This window comes from Leptospira stimsonii, assembly GCF_003545885.1.
GTDB lineage: Bacteria > Spirochaetota > Leptospiria > Leptospirales > Leptospiraceae > Leptospira > Leptospira stimsonii.
This window is the reverse complement of record NZ_QHCT01000004.1, coordinates 363,071-380,816: the sequence shown is the minus strand read 5'-3', so window position 1 is coordinate 380,816 and position 17,746 is coordinate 363,071. Positions and strand designations below refer to the sequence as shown.

Annotated in this window: 14 protein-coding genes and 1 riboswitch; of the genes, 12 read left to right on the top strand and 2 right to left on the bottom strand. The window is 42.2% G+C overall.

Annotated features, from left to right (window positions below):
* Position 1 precedes the first annotated feature (1 nt).
* Entirely contained in the window at positions 2 to 1,960 is a 1,959-nt protein-coding gene (locus DLM75_RS16290) for a PAS domain S-box protein (RefSeq protein WP_241547953.1), read from the bottom strand.
* Between the two features lie 251 nt (positions 1,961 to 2,211).
* Here DLM75_RS16290 and DLM75_RS16285 point away from each other — a divergent pair, with 251 nt between their 5' ends.
* The 12 genes from DLM75_RS16285 to DLM75_RS16230 all read left to right on the top strand — a co-directional run bounded on the left by DLM75_RS16285 (position 2,212) and on the right by DLM75_RS16230 (position 16,195).
* Positions 2,212 to 2,652 carry an Hsp20/alpha crystallin family protein gene (locus tag DLM75_RS16285; RefSeq protein WP_118969636.1) on the top strand — a complete coding sequence of 147 codons (441 nt, stop codon included), beginning with the start codon at positions 2,212 to 2,214 and terminating at the stop codon, positions 2,650 to 2,652.
* Between the two features lie 148 nt (positions 2,653 to 2,800).
* Entirely contained in the window at positions 2,801 to 5,362 is a 2,562-nt protein-coding gene (locus tag DLM75_RS16280; RefSeq protein WP_118969543.1) for a cation-translocating P-type ATPase, read from the top strand.
* A 2-nt stretch (positions 5,363 to 5,364) separates the two neighbouring features.
* Positions 5,365 to 5,499: riboswitch (cyclic di-AMP (ydaO/yuaA leader) on the top strand.
* Positions 5,499 to 5,663, top strand: a complete 165-nt coding sequence (locus tag DLM75_RS24285) for a hypothetical protein (RefSeq protein ID WP_158586483.1) — start codon at positions 5,499 to 5,501, stop codon at positions 5,661 to 5,663. (Overlaps the previous riboswitch by 1 nt.)
* Before the next feature lie 649 nt (positions 5,664 to 6,312).
* On the top strand, positions 6,313 to 8,844 hold the full coding sequence (locus DLM75_RS16270) for an ATP-binding protein (protein ID WP_118969541.1): 2,532 nt from the start codon (positions 6,313 to 6,315) through the stop codon (positions 8,842 to 8,844).
* 428 nt (positions 8,845 to 9,272) lie between these two features.
* A complete protein-coding gene (locus tag DLM75_RS25035) occupies positions 9,273 to 9,548 on the top strand; it encodes an MASE3 domain-containing protein (protein WP_118969540.1) in 276 nt (91 codons plus the stop codon).
* Between the two features lie 238 nt (positions 9,549 to 9,786).
* Positions 9,787 to 10,152 (top strand): response regulator, encoded by a 366-nt coding sequence (locus DLM75_RS16260; protein ID WP_241547952.1) that lies wholly within the window; start codon positions 9,787 to 9,789, stop codon positions 10,150 to 10,152.
* Between the two features lie 112 nt (positions 10,153 to 10,264).
* Positions 10,265 to 11,404: an Acg family FMN-binding oxidoreductase gene (locus DLM75_RS16255; protein WP_118969539.1), complete on the top strand. Its 1,140-nt coding sequence runs from the start codon at positions 10,265 to 10,267 to the stop codon at positions 11,402 to 11,404.
* A 164-nt stretch (positions 11,405 to 11,568) separates the two neighbouring features.
* Complete coding sequence (locus DLM75_RS16250) at positions 11,569 to 13,152, top strand: methyl-accepting chemotaxis protein (protein WP_118969538.1); 1,584 nt, start codon at positions 11,569 to 11,571, stop codon at positions 13,150 to 13,152.
* A 240-nt stretch (positions 13,153 to 13,392) separates the two neighbouring features.
* Complete coding sequence (locus DLM75_RS16245; protein ID WP_118969537.1) at positions 13,393 to 14,154, top strand: DUF1554 domain-containing protein; 762 nt, start codon at positions 13,393 to 13,395, stop codon at positions 14,152 to 14,154.
* 83 nt (positions 14,155 to 14,237) lie between these two features.
* Positions 14,238 to 14,558 (top strand): DUF1330 domain-containing protein, encoded by a 321-nt coding sequence (locus tag DLM75_RS16240; RefSeq protein WP_118969536.1) that lies wholly within the window; start codon positions 14,238 to 14,240, stop codon positions 14,556 to 14,558.
* A 202-nt stretch (positions 14,559 to 14,760) separates the two neighbouring features.
* Positions 14,761 to 15,711: an alpha/beta fold hydrolase gene (locus DLM75_RS16235; RefSeq protein ID WP_241547951.1), complete on the top strand. Its 951-nt coding sequence runs from the start codon at positions 14,761 to 14,763 to the stop codon at positions 15,709 to 15,711.
* A gap of 67 nt (positions 15,712 to 15,778) precedes the next feature.
* Positions 15,779 to 16,195, top strand: a complete 417-nt coding sequence (locus tag DLM75_RS16230) for a hypothetical protein (RefSeq protein ID WP_118969534.1) — start codon at positions 15,779 to 15,781, stop codon at positions 16,193 to 16,195.
* 2 nt (positions 16,196 to 16,197) lie between these two features.
* Here the strand turns inward: DLM75_RS16230 and DLM75_RS16225 are convergent, their stop codons facing one another.
* Complete coding sequence (locus tag DLM75_RS16225; protein ID WP_118969634.1) at positions 16,198 to 17,526, bottom strand: sterol desaturase family protein; 1,329 nt, start codon at positions 17,524 to 17,526, stop codon at positions 16,198 to 16,200.
* Positions 17,527 to 17,746 lie beyond the last annotated feature (220 nt).

Genomic DNA, 17,746 nt, shown 5'->3' with positions numbered 1-17,746 from the left:
TTCAGTTTAATTTTCCCAGCTGTTCGTTTTTTGGCGTGTCAAAATCGACGGTTACCAATGTCCCTCCATCGGCGTGATTTTCAATTTTTACTTCCGATTCGTAAAGATAAAATTTCAGACGCTCCGAGATATTGTTCAACGTTCTTGAATAAAAATTTTCCGTATTCTCGATACCTTTTCCGTTGTCACGAATTCGGATTCGAGTTCGATTTCCTTCGATCGTGGCTTCGACCGAAATTTTCCCGCCGCCTTTTTGGTTTCGAATTCCGTGTATGTAAGAATTTTCGACAATCGGTTGTAAGGTGAGAGGCGGGAGTTGACATTTGCTAAAGTCGCCTTTTTTTACCACCTCGATATCTAAAAAGTCGGAGAATCTGAGTTTGAGAAGTTTCATATAATTCTCCATAAATTCCCACTCTACATCGAAAGGAATCAACGCCCTCTGCGCGTTGTCTATTAGGAATCTATAATTTTCCGCGAGCATCAAAATTGCGGAATCCGCGAGTTCCGAATTGGTCTGCAAATAGGAATGAATGATGCTCAATGTATTGAATAAAAAATGCGGGCTCATTCGATCCTGTAGCGTCTTGAGATTGTTTTCCGTCAATCTCACTTTTTCTTCGGTTTCCTTTCTTTCGGTGATATCGTTTCGAATCGCAAGATATTGATGCGGTTTGCCGTTTTCGTCAAAAATAGGCGAAATCGTCGTATCCACCCAATAGAACTTCCCGTCTTTCGATTTATTTTTAATCTCCCCTTTCCAAATCTTTCCCTTCGAAATGGTCTTCCACAACTCGATAAAAAATTCTTTCGGATGATAACCTGAATTGATGATTCTATGATTTCTCCCTAAGAGTTCATTTTTGGAATAACCGCTGATATTGCAAAAGTTCTGATTCACATAGATGATATTCCCCAGTTTGTCGGTAATCGCCACGATCGAGACCGCGTTCAAAGCGGTGTGAAAGTCCGATAACTCTTTGAGTGAGCTTTTCAGATTTTTTTCGACTTCTTTGGTGAGGGTAACGTCGACTCCGACGAACCAATGTTTCCAACCTGCGATCGGAAACTCGGTCGATATATTGGACATCGCGATCGTTTTTATTTTTCCGGTCTTCGATTTGATTTCCAATTCCCAATTCTTAAAATCGGAATCGACGCTTTGATGATAGAATTCGGAGGAATTTCCGTAGTCTTGAATTCCTAAAAGTTGATCCTTAAAAAAACGTTCTTTTCCGATGACTTCCTCTTTCTCATAGCCGGTTACGTTCTCACATTCATGATTCCAAGATAGAATCCTAAATTGTTCGTCCACCGAGAAAAACATCACCGGCATATTCTCAAGCACCTGACCGATTCGATCCTCGTTTCCTTGTGTAAACGGAACTTCCACTTTTTCGAAAATGAGAGAACCCATTTGATAAGCGACATTCTCGATCCAAGAAATGAACGTTTCGTCTTGAGCGTTTTTGGCTTGTTCGGAATAGAAGATCAAAGCTCCGGACTTTTTTTTCTGAGATAAAATCGGAATCCCAAAAACGGTTTTCGGAGCCGGATGGGAAGTGCGAAGAATGTGTTCGTACCGAACCTCGTCCTTCGGATCGTTACTCCAAATTGTTTTTTGTTCGTTTACGAGACGAAGAAGGAATTCTTCCGAGGCGGGAACCGTAATTCTTTTGGAATCATGGGCAAAGGTTTCCTCGGGCTTTGTTTCAGCGCCGAAAGCGGCTTTGAGGTAAAACGTTTTGGAAGCGTCGTCGATCATCCAAAGTTCCGCTCTTGTCCAATCGGAGATCGCTGAAATTTTCTCTAGGACAAGGGGAAGAGCCTGATCCGAAAGAAGTTTTCCGGAGAGGACTTTAGAAAAAAGATCCAAAATCTGTAATATGATTTGGATCTCGTTTTTCTCGTTTTTTATAAATTCAAACTGACGATCCGAATTATCGACAATCGTTCCCATATTGCTTTTCTTTTCGATTCATGACTTAAGGGATAAGAATTATCACAGTGGCGATTTTCTGTAAACTGAATTCCAGTTTTTTAAGTTTCCCTTTTTACTCCAGCGCTTTCCCGTTTTTTGTTCTCTGCGAAAAAACTCCCTGTATATTTACCGTTCGGCTTTGTTTTTTGGCGTTTTCCTCAACCACCCTTGACCTCCTTCGGAAAAAGCCTTATAAAGAAAAAAATCCAAATTCATCAAAGGAGAATTCTATGAATGGAGTTACAAAACACCCCAATCGGATTCAGAGCCTTACCGGTTTCGATCATTTTTTCCGCAATTGGCCGGATTGGAACGATTTGTTTCATAACGAATGGGTTTCCCATGTTCCGGCAGTGAACGTGAAAAGAAATTCGAACGGATACGAGCTGGATTTCGCCGCACCCGGATTGGAGAAGAAGGATTTTAACATAGACATCGACGGGGATATGATTACGATCAGCGCGGAGAAAGAATCCGAAAACAAGGAAGAGGATAAACAATACAGCAAAAGAGAATACAATTATTCTTCCTTTAGTCGTTCCTTCACTTTACCGGAAACGGTGGATCGATCCAAAATCTCCGCAAAATACGAGAACGGAGTTCTCAAATTAGATCTTCCTATAAAGGAAGGAGCGCCAAAGACAAACCCGGTGAAGATCGGAGTTCAATAAATTCAAGGTCTTGCACAACGCCCTCAAACACTCTCCAACGAGGGCGTCGTTTTTTGATTTCTTTCCAAAGATTTGTTTCTATCCTGACCGCGTGATTCATTTTATTTTTTCGTAAATTATTAAATTCTAAAGAAACGAGATCCTCTTGATGCCGAATCCTTCCTCCGAAAAAATATTACCAAAGGGCCTCACTTCTAAGGAAGCTCTCGATAGATTCGAACGTTTTGGTCCGAACGAACTGAGCAGTCAAAAAACTTCCTTTTGGAAGTTGATTCTTTCGGTTGTTTCGGAACCGATGTTGTCCCTTCTCATTCTGTGCGGTATTTTATACGCCGTTCTCGGGAATTTAGAGGAAGCGGGAATGTTATCCGTCGCCGTGATCGCGGTCATATCCATCACGATCTATCAGAATAACAAATCCCAAAACGCGCTTTCCTCCTTAAAAGAACTCGCCCCTCTCAAAGCGAGAATCATACGAGACGGGAAAATCAAAATTCTTCCTTCCAGAGAAGTTGTTCCCGGAGACGTTGTGATCCTTCAGGAAGGAGATCGTATTTCTGCGGACGGTTTTTTGACATTCTCCTTAAATCTGAACGTGGATGAATCTCTTTTGACTGGAGAATCGGCAAGTATTCCAAAAGAAGCGGAACCTCCTTCCGAAAAGAACATGCAGAATCCTGCAAATACTAATTCCTTCGTTTTCGCTGGAAGTACGGTCGTCGCAGGGGAAGCCGTGTTTCAGGTCGCCGCCACGGGAGATTCCACCGAAATCGGAAAGATAGGAAAGGAATTGCAGACGATCTCTCAATCTCCGAGTCCTCTTCAGACGGAGATCAAACGGTTTACGATCGCCTTTTCATTGTTTGCCGGAGTTCTCTGCGTCTTTCTCATCGTCGGCTTAGGTTTGCGGCACGGACGCTGGTTGGAGGCTTTTCTCGCGGGTATTACTTTTTCAATGGCGGTTTTACCCGAAGAGATCCCGGTAGTTCTGAGCGTTTTCTTTTCCTTAGGGGCTTGGAGAATCTCTAAAATCGGAGTTCTCACGAAAAATCTCAGCGCCATCGAAACGTTAGGCGCCGCTACGGTCCTTTGCGTCGACAAAACCGGTACGCTTACGGAAAACAACATGAAAGTCCGAGGCCTTTATTGCGAAGGAGAATTTTTGCAATGTGACTCCAAACTTTTGGAAATACCGGAACGATTTCATTCTCTTTTGGAATTCGCTTTGCTTGCATCCAAGAAAGATCCTTATGACCCGATGGAAAAAGCAATCCGAGAATTGGGGGTGACCTTTCTTTCCGGAACCGAACACATTCACGACTGGGAATTGAAAAAAGAATATCCGCTTTCCTCAAAGCTTATGGCACTGAGTTACGCTTGGTCGTCCCGTGAGAACGAAGAAGTCCTTCAAATCGGAGCCAAAGGCGCTCCGGAAGCGATCTTCGATCTTTGCCATTTTTCGAAAGAATTGTTAAACGAATGGGAAAACGTCGTGGAACGATACTCTTCGCAAGGGTTTAGAATATTAGGCGTTGCGAAGTCGAAGGCAAAAACCAGAGGAGTTCCGGACGATCAACACGATCTAACGTTTGATTTTTTAGGTTTGATTCTTCTGGAAGATCCGATCCGAGAATCGGTTCCCGCTTCCGTTCTTGAGTGTAAACGTGCCGGAATCAAAGTTGTAATGATCACCGGGGACCACGCAGGAACGGCGAAGTCGATTGCAAAGCAGATCGGCTTTGATTCTTCCGAAACGGTTCTGAGCGGAGACGAATTGGAAGCGCTCACAGAAGAGGAACTAGCTTCGCGTTTGGATCAGGTTCGTATCTTTTGCAGAATTCGACCGCATCAAAAACTGAAGATCGTCCGCGGTTTCCAGAGTAAGGGAGAAACCGTGGCCATGACCGGAGACGGGGTAAACGATACTTTGGCGCTTCACGCCTCTCATATAGGAATCTCGATGGGAAAACGAGGAACGGATGTAGCGAGAGAAGCATCCGACTTAGTCTTGTTAGACGATAATTTCTCATCGATCGTAAAGGCAGTCATGCTCGGCAGAAGAATCTACGAGAACATTCAAAAAAGTGTGTCCTATATCATTTCAGTCCATATCCCGATCATCGGGATGTCTCTTCTTCCCGTCTTCACGGGAGATCCGCTCTATTTCTTTCCGGCTCACGTCTTGTTGATGGAATTGATTATAGATCCTGCATGTACTCTCGTGTTCGAAGGTGTGGACGCGGAAAAACATATCTATGCGTCTCCTCCTCGAGGAGGGAAAGAAAGCCTCATGAGTTTCCAAAATGCCTCGCTGAGTTTATTCAGAGGAGGATTGATTCTTCTCGTCCTCATCGGACTTTCCTTCTGGGGAAAACACGAACACTGGACGTTTGAGAAGATCCGATCCGTAGCGTTTCTTGGTTTGGTTTCTTCCAATCTCGGAATGATTTTGACTCATCTTTCAAAAGATCTTCCCTTCTACAGAGTTCTTTCTCGATCGAACACAATTCTCTATTGGATCAGCGGCTTGACCATTCTCATCCTCCTAATGATTTTTCACGTCGATCTATTCACCCATCTTTTCGGTTTTGAAAGAATTTCCCTTGTCGACGTCGTCTCCTCCGTCTCGATCGGTCTCTTCGTAAGTCTCGTGTGGGAATCAAAAAAGATCAAAGATAGTTTCTACTTGAGAATTCGAGCGGCTTTCTAATTTCCTTGAGTCTACCTAGTCCGCAGAGTCATCCGGAACGGAGGAACCAACTTTTGAGGCGAATTGCATCTCGGACGCAAAGGATATCTCTCATTCCTATTCCGTCCGCTAATTCGTAGGCGCGGAGAGGAGACAGATGGAAATTTTATTTCCGAATTCTTCTCGACTCACATTGGTTTTGGAGAACCGATTCTCGATGATTCTCTTCTCTTCGTTTACATATCTTTCCCTTTCGAAAGGGAAAGTTTTCGAAACCGAAATGTTTGAAAACCTTTTGAACAAAGCGGCCCAACTCGGTTGAACGGTTTATAAAAACAGTTCGAACGTGACGAAGGAAATCTTGAATCAAATTCAAATTCTAAATTCTTCTTTCGTTCTGTTCGAAAGATCACAATCCCTTTTTTCGCACAAGGAACTCGCAGGGAAGATTCTTACCAGTATCGAGAGTTCCAAGATTCCCGGTAGGAATTTTGATCGATCGACAATTTACCACGTTGAACAAAATCCGATTTTTGTCTCGGTTATCGAAGACCCGTTTTTGAAAACGTATCAAGAAAATATTTCTGAAACTCCGAAAACAGACCTGCCCTTTCTTTTTACCGGAAGGATATTCTTAGGGAATCGTTAAAATTAAACAAACGATCATAAAAGCTCCCCAAACCTTCGCTCCATCGCAAAGGAGCGTCCTTGATCTCCGGAAAGAATTGGAACGTTTTAATTCTTAGAAATTGAAAGAATTCAACCCTTAGATTCGTCTTACAAATCGCTAACCGACTTCTTATCGTTTGGCGGTTCTTCTTACCCGTTCCGAAACCCGAGTATATTAGAATTTTTTAAAAAACGGCTTCTAATTTTTAAATTTTGTCATACTATGTAGGAGAGGTCTTTCCCTTTGGAATTTTCAGCCTGGAGAGGAGAAGAACTTAGACCGAAATTTCTGAACAAATCAAATGCGTTTAAGTGATTTCAAATCAACCTTACCGATCGTTTTAATTTTATTTTTTTGTTCCGCTTGTAAGGACTTCGAAAACCATCCTCTTCTTGTTCAGAACGGTGAAGTGGATCTTTCCGCTTGGAACCCGAACCAGGATGGAATCCTCAACTTAAGAGGGAATTGGGAATTCTGTTGGGATGAGTTGATCCCTCCGAACGCAGACGAGTCGTTCTGGAAAGAACACTGCAACGGATATCAGGCTGTCCCCTCTTACTGGAAATTCTATGATATTCCCGAAAAAAACCTTTCTCCTTTCGGAAAGGCCACCTATCGGATCAAAATCAAACTTCCCAAGTCGTTTCAAGGATCCTATGGAATCAGTTGGACCGAAATTCTATCTGCGTTCGAAATCTTTGTGAATCAGAAATCCGTAATTCGTGTCGGGAAGGTTGGGTCCAGTTACGAAAGTATGATCCCGGCCGTCAGACCGGATCGAGTCCGGTTGGATTACCTTCAAGACGAGGTAACAATCGTAGTCTGGGTTTCAAACTTCAATCACGAGAATCACGGCTTCTGGCGTCCTTTGTATTTCGGAGAATGGGACCAGATCCGTAATACGCAGATCAAACATCTTCTCGCAGAGATCGCGAGTTTCTCCTCGATCTTTTTAGTCGGTCTCTATCATCTTATGATTTTTCTCTTTCGTACGCGCTCTAGAGAATACTTTTATTTCGCCCTTTTTTGTATTTTAATGTCGCTTCGACAATTGAGCGCGGAAAATCACAGCATCGTCTTATTCTTTCCGGAAATGAACTTCGATTTTTATATTCGATTCATCTACTTCGTAGTGTTCTCGATTTGTATTTCCATGTGTATGTTTATCAAATCCCTTTTTCCTACGGAGGTTCCGTCTAACTTCATTTATTCGACGATCGGCGTATTTTCCATGTTTATCTTCGCTCTCATTCTACCCGTTCCGGTATTTACTAGTTTTTCCGCCGTTGAATTTACTCTAATCGCTATTCTTCCTCTCGGTCTCATTCCTTATATGATCAGGGCTTTGAAAAAGAATCGAGAAGGAGCTTCGGTAATACTAGTCGCTTACGTTGTCTTTTCGACGACGGTAGTAAATGACATTCTATTCACGTTAGGATATCTTTCTACCGGATACTATTCCAATCTCGGGGTGATTCTTTTTATTCTTCTTCAAGCAAGCGTTTTAGCTAAAAAACTCACACGAGCGATCCAAAGATCGGAACAACTCGCCCTCGAGCTGGAATCGACCCTGAAGGAGAGCCTTCGAACTCATCGCGAACTGATGGAATTGAAAGAATTACAAAATACGAATTTAGAAACCCAGGTGTTATTGAGAACTCAGGAACTGGTAAAAGCAAGAAACGAGGCGGAACTCGCGAATAAGGTCAAGTCTCAATTTCTGGCGACGATGAGTCATGAAATTAGAACACCTTTGAACGGGATCATCGGATTGATCGAACAGTTCAAAACAACCCCTCTCAACGCGAATCAAGAGCATATACGAAGCCTAATTCAAAGTAGCGGTGAAACCCTTTTTAAGATCATCAATGATATTTTAGATTATTCTAAATTAGAAGCCGATAAAATAGAACTCGAGCTCGGCATCGTTTCCTGGGAACTGATTCTGCAAGAAATGCAAGGAATCTTTCAATATCAAGTCCTACAAAAAGGGTTGGAACTAAACGTAGTTTATTCTCCCGGGTTTATAGACTCGGCTATGGGCGACGAACATCGAATCAAACAGATTCTTTCCAATCTTATTTCGAACGCGATCAAATTTACGGATTCCGGAACGATCGATATCATTCTGGATTCGGAACCCATAAAACCGGAGAATCTCGTCCGTTATAAAATCCAAGTTGCCGACAGCGGAATCGGAATTCCGAATGAAAAGATCGATCTTCTCTTTCAGAAATTCTTTCAATTGGATTCTAGTATTTCGCGACGTTACGGAGGAACCGGACTCGGACTTGCGATATCGAAAAAATTGGTGGAGCTGATGCAAGGGACCATACGTGCGTTCCGAAACGAAAACGGCGGCTCTACGTTTGAATTCACAATTTTGTTATCCGAAAAATCTTCCGGAGAAATTCCGAAAACGATCGATGAAGTCGATTTATCGGGACTCCCTCCGAATACGAAAATTCTCATCGCTGAGGACGATTCCACGAATGTTTTTCTATTGTCCCGTATTTTAAGAAAGTTGAATATTCACTGCGAAGTCGCAAAGGACGGATTGGAAGCAGTTGAAAAGGCAAAAAAAGAAAACTTCGATCTAATCTTTATGGATATCAACATGCCGAATTTGGACGGAATCACGGCTTCACTGTGGATCTTAAACGACCCGAAGATCGTTAAAAAGCCCGTGATCATTCCCGTGACTGCGGATGTGTTACAAGAGGATAAGGCGAAGTGCAGAAATGCGGGGATGTCCGGCTTTCTTGCAAAACCGTATTACAGGAAGGATATAGAGCAATTGATTTACGATTGGTTAATCCTATCCAAAAGATAATACGATAGAGCGTCGCTTAAGTGAGTCATCTACGTCTGCCTTTTCCAAGGAAGAATTCGAATCGCCCACAATTCCTGAGTTGAAATTTGGACGGAGATAGATCGAAAGAAACATTTTTACATTTCTTTCGTCGATTGAAAAAAGGATCGTTCCGATTAAAGAGCGGATACGCTTTGGAATCTCTGCCGTCTTTTTATTTACATAAAATTAGAATTACAAGGCCCGAGTTGTCGGCATGGAATCGATTTTAAGTCCAAGAATTGGGGCTTGTAAAACAAACGCGAAGCGGTGAAAAACGATGACAGAAAAAAATAAATTCCTGAATCCATACATCGTACAAAACGAATCCTTCAATTCTTCGCACTTTTTGTTTCCGCTTATTTACCGATTCTAATCATTCAAAATCTTTCCTTCGTTTAAACTACGACTTGCCCGCTCCGGATTATCTCGTATTTCACAACGTCGCGGAAGTTTTTAGCATCACGGTTTCCATTTCGATTTTCGGTCTCGGTTGGTTTACGTATAAACGAACACGAAACTACCATTCTCTTTTTATTTTCGAAATCAGGATGTTTCAAAGGAAATATAGATTCAAAGCGAGATCGAAGATCAGCACGTCTTCTTGGATATCGCCGTCCAATAGGTTTGTTCCTTTTGGAATTGGTTTCAGATTCTTTAAAACATGCGTTTCCGGATCCGTCTAACGGACTTCTGACTATCGAGATTCATACATTGGATTCAGGAGATATCTTATTCGAATCTTCCGATAACGGAGTCAAAATTTCAAATTCGCTCGACCGTAAAAATTTCGATTAACTCGGCAGGAAATTGATCTACGGAATCGGAGAAGGACAACTTCACGGAAAAATATCCATTTGTAACCAAGCGAATTTTTTCTTTTAATTGCAGTTCAGAAACGATCTTTATTTTCCCCGAGTTTAAATGAAATCCGAGATCAAAATTCTTATCGTTGAGGACGAATTCTTAACTGCTTTGTTACTGCAAAAGGAATTAAAACGAATCGGATATGAGATAACAGATCACGTTTCGAAAGGAGAGAATGCGATCAAAAGCGCAAGAGACAATCCTCCCGACGTTATTCTCATGGTTATCAATCTAGGCGGGGCTCAGGACGGAATCGAAACCGCGAAACAAATGAATTCGTTTCAATCGATCCCGATCATTTTCGTAACCGGTGATACGGATAAGGAAACAAAGGAAAAAGCGCTGAGCATTCATCCTTTAGGGTATCTACTCAAACCGGTGGAAATCAATCAGATCAAAGAAATTATCGAGTCAAAACTCTAAGATTCCACATTTTTGCTTGAATCATTCTTCGTTTTAATCCTTCCTATAAACCGACCGGAACGTTGGATTCTCGATTCGCGCGAGGATCTTCCGTTTCGAGGGGAGAACAAGAATGCAAAGACGCCACTCCATCGTATCCGACCGTCTCACTCGGAAGTACTTCCTTGCCAAGATCGCTCTTTTAGGAGCAGGCCTGACCTTTCATTCCTTATTACCCGGTTGTAACGGAGTCGATTATGGGGAGGAAGTCAATCGAATACGGATGAAATCCTTTTCCGATCTTTCGAGCGAAAACGGAAAGATGTTGGATTTAATACGTTATGCGACACTGGCTCCCTCCGGTCACAACTCTCAACCTTGGAAATTCTCGTTCAATGAATACACAATTCGGATCTTTCCGGATTTTAGTAGAAAATTACGAATCGTAGATCCCGACGATCGAGAACTCTATATAAGTTTAGGTTGCGCCCTCGAAAATCTCGTGATCGCTTCCGAGCAAATGGGATACATTCCGGAAGTTGAATATTTTCCCGCTAAAGAAGAAGAATGTATTCGAGTGACTCTCAAAAAAGGAGCCTCGAAGAAGGACGAAGCCAATTTCCGCGCGATTCCACTTAGACAATCCACACGTAACGAATACGACGGTAGGAATCTGTCCGTTTCCGAACTAAAAAAATTGGATTCATTCTCCAAAGCAAAAACGATTGAGAATCTCGTCTTCACTGACAAAAAAGAAATCGAAGCTCTGATCGAATATGTGAAAGAAGGAGATCGTATCCAACTTTCCAATCCTGAGTATTATCAAGAACTTAAGGACTGGATCCGATTCAACGAATCCGAAGCCATCGCAAAAGGAGACGGATTGGCCACGAGATGTACGGGCAATCCTTCCGTTCCTCGCTGGTTCGGTCAGATTCTTATGGACGCGGTAGTGAGCGCAAAGAGCCAAGGAAACTCGGATGAAAGATTAATCCGAAGTTCCTCCGGAATGTTGGTATTCACGTCACAGAAAAACGACAAAGAATCCTGGATCGATGTGGGACGTGCGTTCGAACGATGGACGTTACTGGCCACTTCTCTAAACGTCAAATCCGCCTTTATGAATCAACCCGCCGAAGTTCCGAAACTTCGCTCTCAGTTAGGAGAATATCTCAATCTCGGGAAGGCTTATCCGCAACTCTTGGTTCGTTTCGGATATTCCCAACGAATGCCAAACTCCCCTCGTCGCCCCTTAGAACAGGTGATCGTTTGAAATTTCGCTTATCAAAACCGATCCATAAGAAATAATTTATTAAGGAATTATAAGCAGGTTCCTGATGTTTCTTTGCGCATTCGTCACCTTATAAGTTAAAATTTTCGATTTTTCAAAGAAGCAAATTTACATTGAGCGAAAATCGCACCGATGTAAAAAGCCGAATGCTTTCAAGAGATTCTAAAACTCATCCAACGGATCGAGAGATCATCGCGTCCGGTCCTGCTTATATCAATTGGATACGATTGATCCTAATCGTACTATTTTACGTTTCCATAATAGCTTCGTGGCAACGGAGTACGGTTACTCAGAACACATTCTATCTTTTAGGCGTGTCGAGTATGTTGTTGTACGCCATTTATAGTTTTTATAAAATAAAGGTTCACGGAAAAATTTCAGAAAGGCAAAGTCAGTTGTTTATGATTTTGGATGTTTTGAGTCTGTTTTCTACGATGATCGTCGTTGCCGCGGATGTTCCTCAAAACTCGGGAGTGATCGTCAAAGGGCAGATTTTTTACGGGATCGCCTACCTTTATATCATTTGTTCCGGTCTTCTTCTTTCGCCAGGATTCGTTTTAGTTATGGGGTTGGTTACGTCCTTAACTCAATCGATTGTGATCATCGTCGCGGTACAATACGGTTTACAGATGGTGGACGATCCTTTGTTGGCCGCCTCCGCCGGTTTTGCCTCCTTATCGGAGCAGGTTATGAAAATCATTTTTCTTTTCACTGCCTCCATGATCGTTCGCTTTCTTGTCAGTCTCTTTTTGAAGTTGGTTCAGAACTCGGAAAGAAGACAAAGGGAATTAGAACATTCACAAAACATAATGAACGAAAAAACGAATAAGATGCGTGAGTCGGCGGGTTATTTAAGAACTTCTTCTCAGAACCTAAGGGACTTTATGAACGATTTTACTCAAATCGTTTCCGATCACGCGTCCTCCTTCGAAGAGATCAGTTCCACGATGGAAGAATTTCAAGCGCAGACTGAAAGTTCGGCCGAAACCGTGCAGAATCAATTTCAGAATATCGAGAACCTCGTCGTACACAGTCAAAACCTCAAAGCGATCATCGAACGTATCACATCTTTCAATCATCACCTCAATCAAAGTTTGGATAAAGTGAGAAACGCAGGTTCCGCAGTCAACGGCTTTGTAAAAGAACTTTCTCTTTCTTTGTTCGCCCTCGGAGATTCGTTTAAAAGCGTGAGCGACGTAAATCAAATCATGTCCGAAGTGGCCGATCGAACAAACCTTCTTTCCTTAAACGCTTCGATCGAAGCGGCAAGGGCGGGAAGCGCCGGAAAAGGTTTTGCGGTTGTTGCACAAGAAGTCTCTAAACTCGCCGAAAGTAGCGCGAGAAACGCCGATTTGATCTCCGACATCATCAAGAAATCCACGAATCATGTTTCCTCGGGACAAAAATCCGCAGAAATCACCGCCGAACGTTTTCAAGAACAGGATTCCCTCTTTCACGATTTCGTTTCCCATTTCGAAGAATTCACACAACTCTTTCGAGAACAGACTTCGATCAATTCTCAATTCTTCTCCAACTTAGATTATCTGAAATCATTATCATCGGAAATAGAATTGGCATCGAAAGAACAAAGGGTCGGTCTTCGAGCGATCGTAAGTTCAATCAACGACCTTCAAACTTCCATGGCTTCCTTAACCGAAAAAAGCGAAAATCTCTCAGGAATCATCTTAGAACTAGACGTTCAATCGGGAGAATTGACAAAAAAAGAATGATCCGGTAAAGAGCGAAAGATCCTATTGCACGAAGGATCAAAGAAGAATCACTCTGCACCACTTATAAACTATTATAAAAAAAGAGGTAACACTAGGAAAGAGGAGCGGCGCTTCGTTCCCTGATTTGTAACGTTGATTCCAAACTCGGCTTTCCAAATTCCGATATCTCGTTTTTTTGTTTAATTATCATTTGTGAATTTGTTTTGATAAATGAGGCCAGGTTCGCTTGGTTAAAAAACGATGAGAAATGAATCCACGAATTTTCCCGTTTCTATTTCCATTCTTCTCCTATTATTCTTCGTTTCCTGTAATGAAGCGGAAAGACTATCAACGGATGCGCTTAAAAATCCGTTGATTGCGCTAATCGAACCCGCACGGTTTTTTAATTCTTCTTCGAATCTCCCATCTACCAACGTATCAACCTGTGCAACCGACAAAGGGCCTTGCTACATATTCGAACTCTACAATATTGGGGGAGTTCTAACCAACGGAAATATCGGTGGAGTTGCGGGAGCAGATACTCTGTGTCAAAATGCGGCGGCAGTTTTACCTTCCTCCTTCGGAAGCCCGAGTGACTACAAAGCGATGATCATGGATGAATCCGGTGGAAGAAATTTAACGAAGAATTGGGTCTTATATCCGAACACGAATTATCTCAATATCAAAAAAAGCACTCTGAATCCGAACGACAGCGTTCTTGCATTCAAAACCGACTCTCAAGCGATGTATACGGGAACGCTTACCAATCGGATCATCGTTGATGGAGCTCGACCGCCTAACACATACACTTTTACCGGAATCCGAATCGATACACCCGGCTCTCCCGGAACCTGGTTACCGGGAGATTTACGAAGTTGTTTTAATTGGACAAGCACCGCAATAGGAACTACATACGGATCGATCGGCGATCCTGTAGAATTATCGAACTACTTTATCGATCGAGGATATTTTTCGGCAAGTGGGTGCGACACTCAGCATGGAATCTACTGTGTTCGACAATAAGAAAGGTTTGTATTCTTCCTGAATATCTTGACTTTTGAAAGAATCGGGACGATTGTTTTCCAATCGAAACCGGATCCACTATCATGAAATACTATTCAGTCGCTGAAATCAATATAACTAGCGTTCGGTGGATTCCCGCCTATGTCCGTAATGTCACCAAGATGGTCGAAAATTTCGGAGGCAAATATCTGGCTCGAACGGGTAACGTAGATAAGATGGAAGGCGAAAGAAAAATCCCCCAACTTTTTCTTATCATTGAATGGCCTTCAAAAGACGCGGCGCAGAAATTCTACGAATCGGAAGAATACAAACCTTATCTGGAAAGCAGACTCAAAGGCTCCCAAAGTGAATTTGTATTGGTCTGCGGTGAGGACGTGAACAAAATCGCGGAAATACCGGACTGAAACGAAGGTTGAGACGGATTTTTTCGGTGGCGATCGAGATACGAATCGAAGAATCGCATTAAAATTCTATATTTTTATCTCATAATGTATTTCATTAAGAAAAATCGATCCGTCGTCTTCGTCCTCTCGAAAACTTTTTGACTGATTCGTTTAACAATTCAGAATAACCTTCAATCCGACAGGGACGAGAATGGGTAGGAAATTGAAACTGATCAAAAAAATCACGCTGGGAATTATCGCGTCTTTATTGTCCGTAATTCTTCTTCTCATTGTTTTTAATTGGGAATCGGATAGGACGGTCCAGGAATTACAGGCCCGATGGGCGCAAAAACCATCCACCTTTATCGAGTTAAACGGCCTTAGGGTCCACCTAAGGGACGAAGGACCGAAAGAAGATCCGATTCCACTCGTGTTGATCCACGGAGGCGCCTCCTCTCTTCACACCTGGGACGGTTGGTCCGAGGAACTCAAAACCACAAGAAGAGTGATTCGTTTTGATTTACCAGGCTTCGGTTTAACGGGACCCGCCTTGGACCAAGATTATTCGATTCAAAAATACATCGAATTTGTTCTCTCGATATTAGATCGTCTTAAAGTAAAACGCGCCATTCTAATCGGAAATTCTTTCGGAGGCAATATCGCTTGGCGTACGGCGTTGGAACAACCCAGTCGATTTCAAAAACTAGTCCTTATGGACGCGGGCGGATATAAATTGGAATCTCTTTCGGTTCCGATCGCCTTTCGAATCGCGAGAATTCCAGTCTTAAACAATCTTCTCAATAAGATATTGCCTAGGAAATTGGTCGAGTCGAGCGTAAAAAACACGTACGGAAATCCTTCGAAAGTCACCGAAGAAAAGGTGGATCGTTTTTTCGAACTTGCTTTGAGAGAAGGGAACAGAAAGGCTCTAGGACAATTTCAAAGAACGCTGGTTTCAGAATCCAGAATATTAGAAAAACGTATTCCAGAAATTCGAATCCCAACGCTGATTCTCTGGGGAAAAAAGGATCGTCTTCAACCGCCGATCAACGCGGAAAAGTTTCATAAGGACATCGTAGGAAGTCGTTTGGTTTTTTTTGAAGACCTCGGACATACTCCTCAAGAAGAAAATCCTCAAGAAACGATCAAAGTCGTGAAGGAATTTATCCGTTGAAAAACGCTCGAACAAACTCTATCGAAAATCTGGTTTCTGTTGTATTTCAAGAATATCCGTTAGTGAAATGATAATTTTAAGATGGATTTGTTTTTCCTCTTTGATCTTGCCTCTTCTCTTTTGTCTGGATAGACAGAGAGTCGATCCAGAAAGAAACCATATCTTTGCGGATATACGGATTCAAAGAGAGAATAAAACGATACGGTTGCAATTCTCATTCTATCGCGAGATCAGCGAAATTCTAAACGGTCAAGAAAACAGAGGTTTCGGAAAATCCCCTCTTCTCGTAGATTTCCCGAAAATTGACGGAGATCCTCTGATCGAGACTGAAAGAAATGGTATAAAATTCTATTCCATAGAATTGGTAGAAGAAGAGAAAGAATATTCCATTTCCTTTATGCGTAAGGACGGGCTTTACAAGGGGAGTTTTCGAATTCCTCAGGAAAGATTACAAAATACGATTCAAGTAGAGTTTAAAAAATAGAATCAATTTTCTTCCAATAACTCGTTTCCGATCCCTTGTCCTTTGTCCATTCCGAAAGATTCTCGGTTTTTCAACAGCCAAAGCCAAGAAAGCAGGAAAAAACCTGAAATCAAATATGCCGTTTTGGAATCGCCGAAGAAAGTAACGGTTAGATAAAAGAGATACAGCAATCGAATCGGCTCGGCGTAGAGCACCCATCTTCTGAGATCGCAAATTCCTCCGATACAAGCAAAGGAAAGAATGCTCATAAAAAAAATCGTATGTAAAATCGAAGTCGGTATTTCGGAAGCGAAAAGTAGCGCCAAAAACGATCCGAACAACGTAATACAGGACCAAAGAATGGAATAGATCGTCAATCCCTTCGGTAATATTACATCATATTTTTTTAATGTTTCAATTTGATTGATCCTTTTTTGTTCCGGCTCAACAAAGGTTGTCGGCTTCCATCCCGGGTTCGCAAAAAGAATTCTTATCCGATCCTTCCAGCCCCTGGAATTTTTTCCGAGCACGAACATTTCCACCCAATAATGAAAATTGGCCCAAAGCGGATTAAAACTTTTGAGTTGTGTCGTGATTCCGTAGACCGCCTCCTCCGTTTCCGGTTGGAATGTTCGAAACCATTTGTCAAAGAAGATAAACATACCACCGTAATTCTTGTTGATGTATTGCGGGTTGATCCCGTGATGAACTCGATGATGCGAAGGAGTGTTGAAAATAGTTTCGAACCAACCCGGCAATCTTCGTATCCATCGTACGTGAATCAGAAATTGATAGATGAGACTGAGTTGTGCAACCAAACCCATCACGATCGGCGGGAAACCGATGACGGCGAGCGGAAGATAAAACACCCAAGTGAAGAGCCCTCGAAAACTTGCCTGACGAAACGCGACACCCAGATTGTATTCTTCACTTTGATGATGTACGATATGTCCCGCCCAAAGAAAATTCGTCTCGTGACTGAATCGATGATTCCAATAATACGCAAGTTCATAAAAAAACAAACACGCGCCCCAGGTTAAGGCTACGATTCCTAAAGACAAATAGGCCTCCGGAATTCCGAAAAACTCCCACATCGAGATCCACGAAACCGTTTGGCCAGGCCAGGCTGGAAGATCGAAAATTCTCCAGCGGGAATAGATCCAAAGATAACCCGCAATCGTGATCGAATGAAATACGATAATAAAAATCTGGTTTAAAATTCCGGTGGCAAAATTGTTAAGCGAATCGCCTAGTCGATAGAGTTTTCGATTTCTAAGGTCGGAAAATCCCATCTCGATCGCAATGAACAAAAATAAAAAAGGAATAAATAGAATTACTAAATTGCGCTCCATCTCGAGGTCCGATTCTATCTTATTACCGGGTCTCCGATCGGACAATACAAAATGACCTAGGAACGTTCTGAAATACGAGACGATCATTACAGTATTTTCTAATATTGCCTGTAATACTCCGTGTCTTGTTCCTTTTTTTTTATCGTAGATTCTTTTTGAGAAAAAAAGAACGGTAAAATTGGCTTGTTGCCTTGTTCTATCTAAAGAGAGTAGTTTATAA

Coding starts and splice junctions, on each gene's coding strand:
- DLM75_RS16290 (WP_241547953.1), bottom strand. CDS start 1,960: ATGGGAACGATTGTCGATAATTCGGATCGTCAGTTTGAATTTATAAAA.
- DLM75_RS16285 (WP_118969636.1), top strand. CDS start 2,212: ATGAATGGAGTTACAAAACACCCCAATCGGATTCAGAGCCTTACCGGT.
- DLM75_RS16280 (WP_118969543.1), top strand. CDS start 2,801: ATGCCGAATCCTTCCTCCGAAAAAATATTACCAAAGGGCCTCACTTCT.
- DLM75_RS24285 (WP_158586483.1), top strand. CDS start 5,499: ATGGAAATTTTATTTCCGAATTCTTCTCGACTCACATTGGTTTTGGAG.
- DLM75_RS16270 (WP_118969541.1), top strand. CDS start 6,313: ATGCGTTTAAGTGATTTCAAATCAACCTTACCGATCGTTTTAATTTTA.
- DLM75_RS16260 (WP_241547952.1), top strand. CDS start 9,787: ATGAAATCCGAGATCAAAATTCTTATCGTTGAGGACGAATTCTTAACT.
- DLM75_RS16255 (WP_118969539.1), top strand. CDS start 10,265: ATGCAAAGACGCCACTCCATCGTATCCGACCGTCTCACTCGGAAGTAC.
- DLM75_RS16250 (WP_118969538.1), top strand. CDS start 11,569: ATGCTTTCAAGAGATTCTAAAACTCATCCAACGGATCGAGAGATCATC.
- DLM75_RS16245 (WP_118969537.1), top strand. CDS start 13,393: ATGAGAAATGAATCCACGAATTTTCCCGTTTCTATTTCCATTCTTCTC.
- DLM75_RS16240 (WP_118969536.1), top strand. CDS start 14,238: ATGAAATACTATTCAGTCGCTGAAATCAATATAACTAGCGTTCGGTGG.
- DLM75_RS16230 (WP_118969534.1), top strand. CDS start 15,779: ATGATAATTTTAAGATGGATTTGTTTTTCCTCTTTGATCTTGCCTCTT.
- DLM75_RS16225 (WP_118969634.1), bottom strand. CDS start 17,526: ATGGAGCGCAATTTAGTAATTCTATTTATTCCTTTTTTATTTTTGTTC.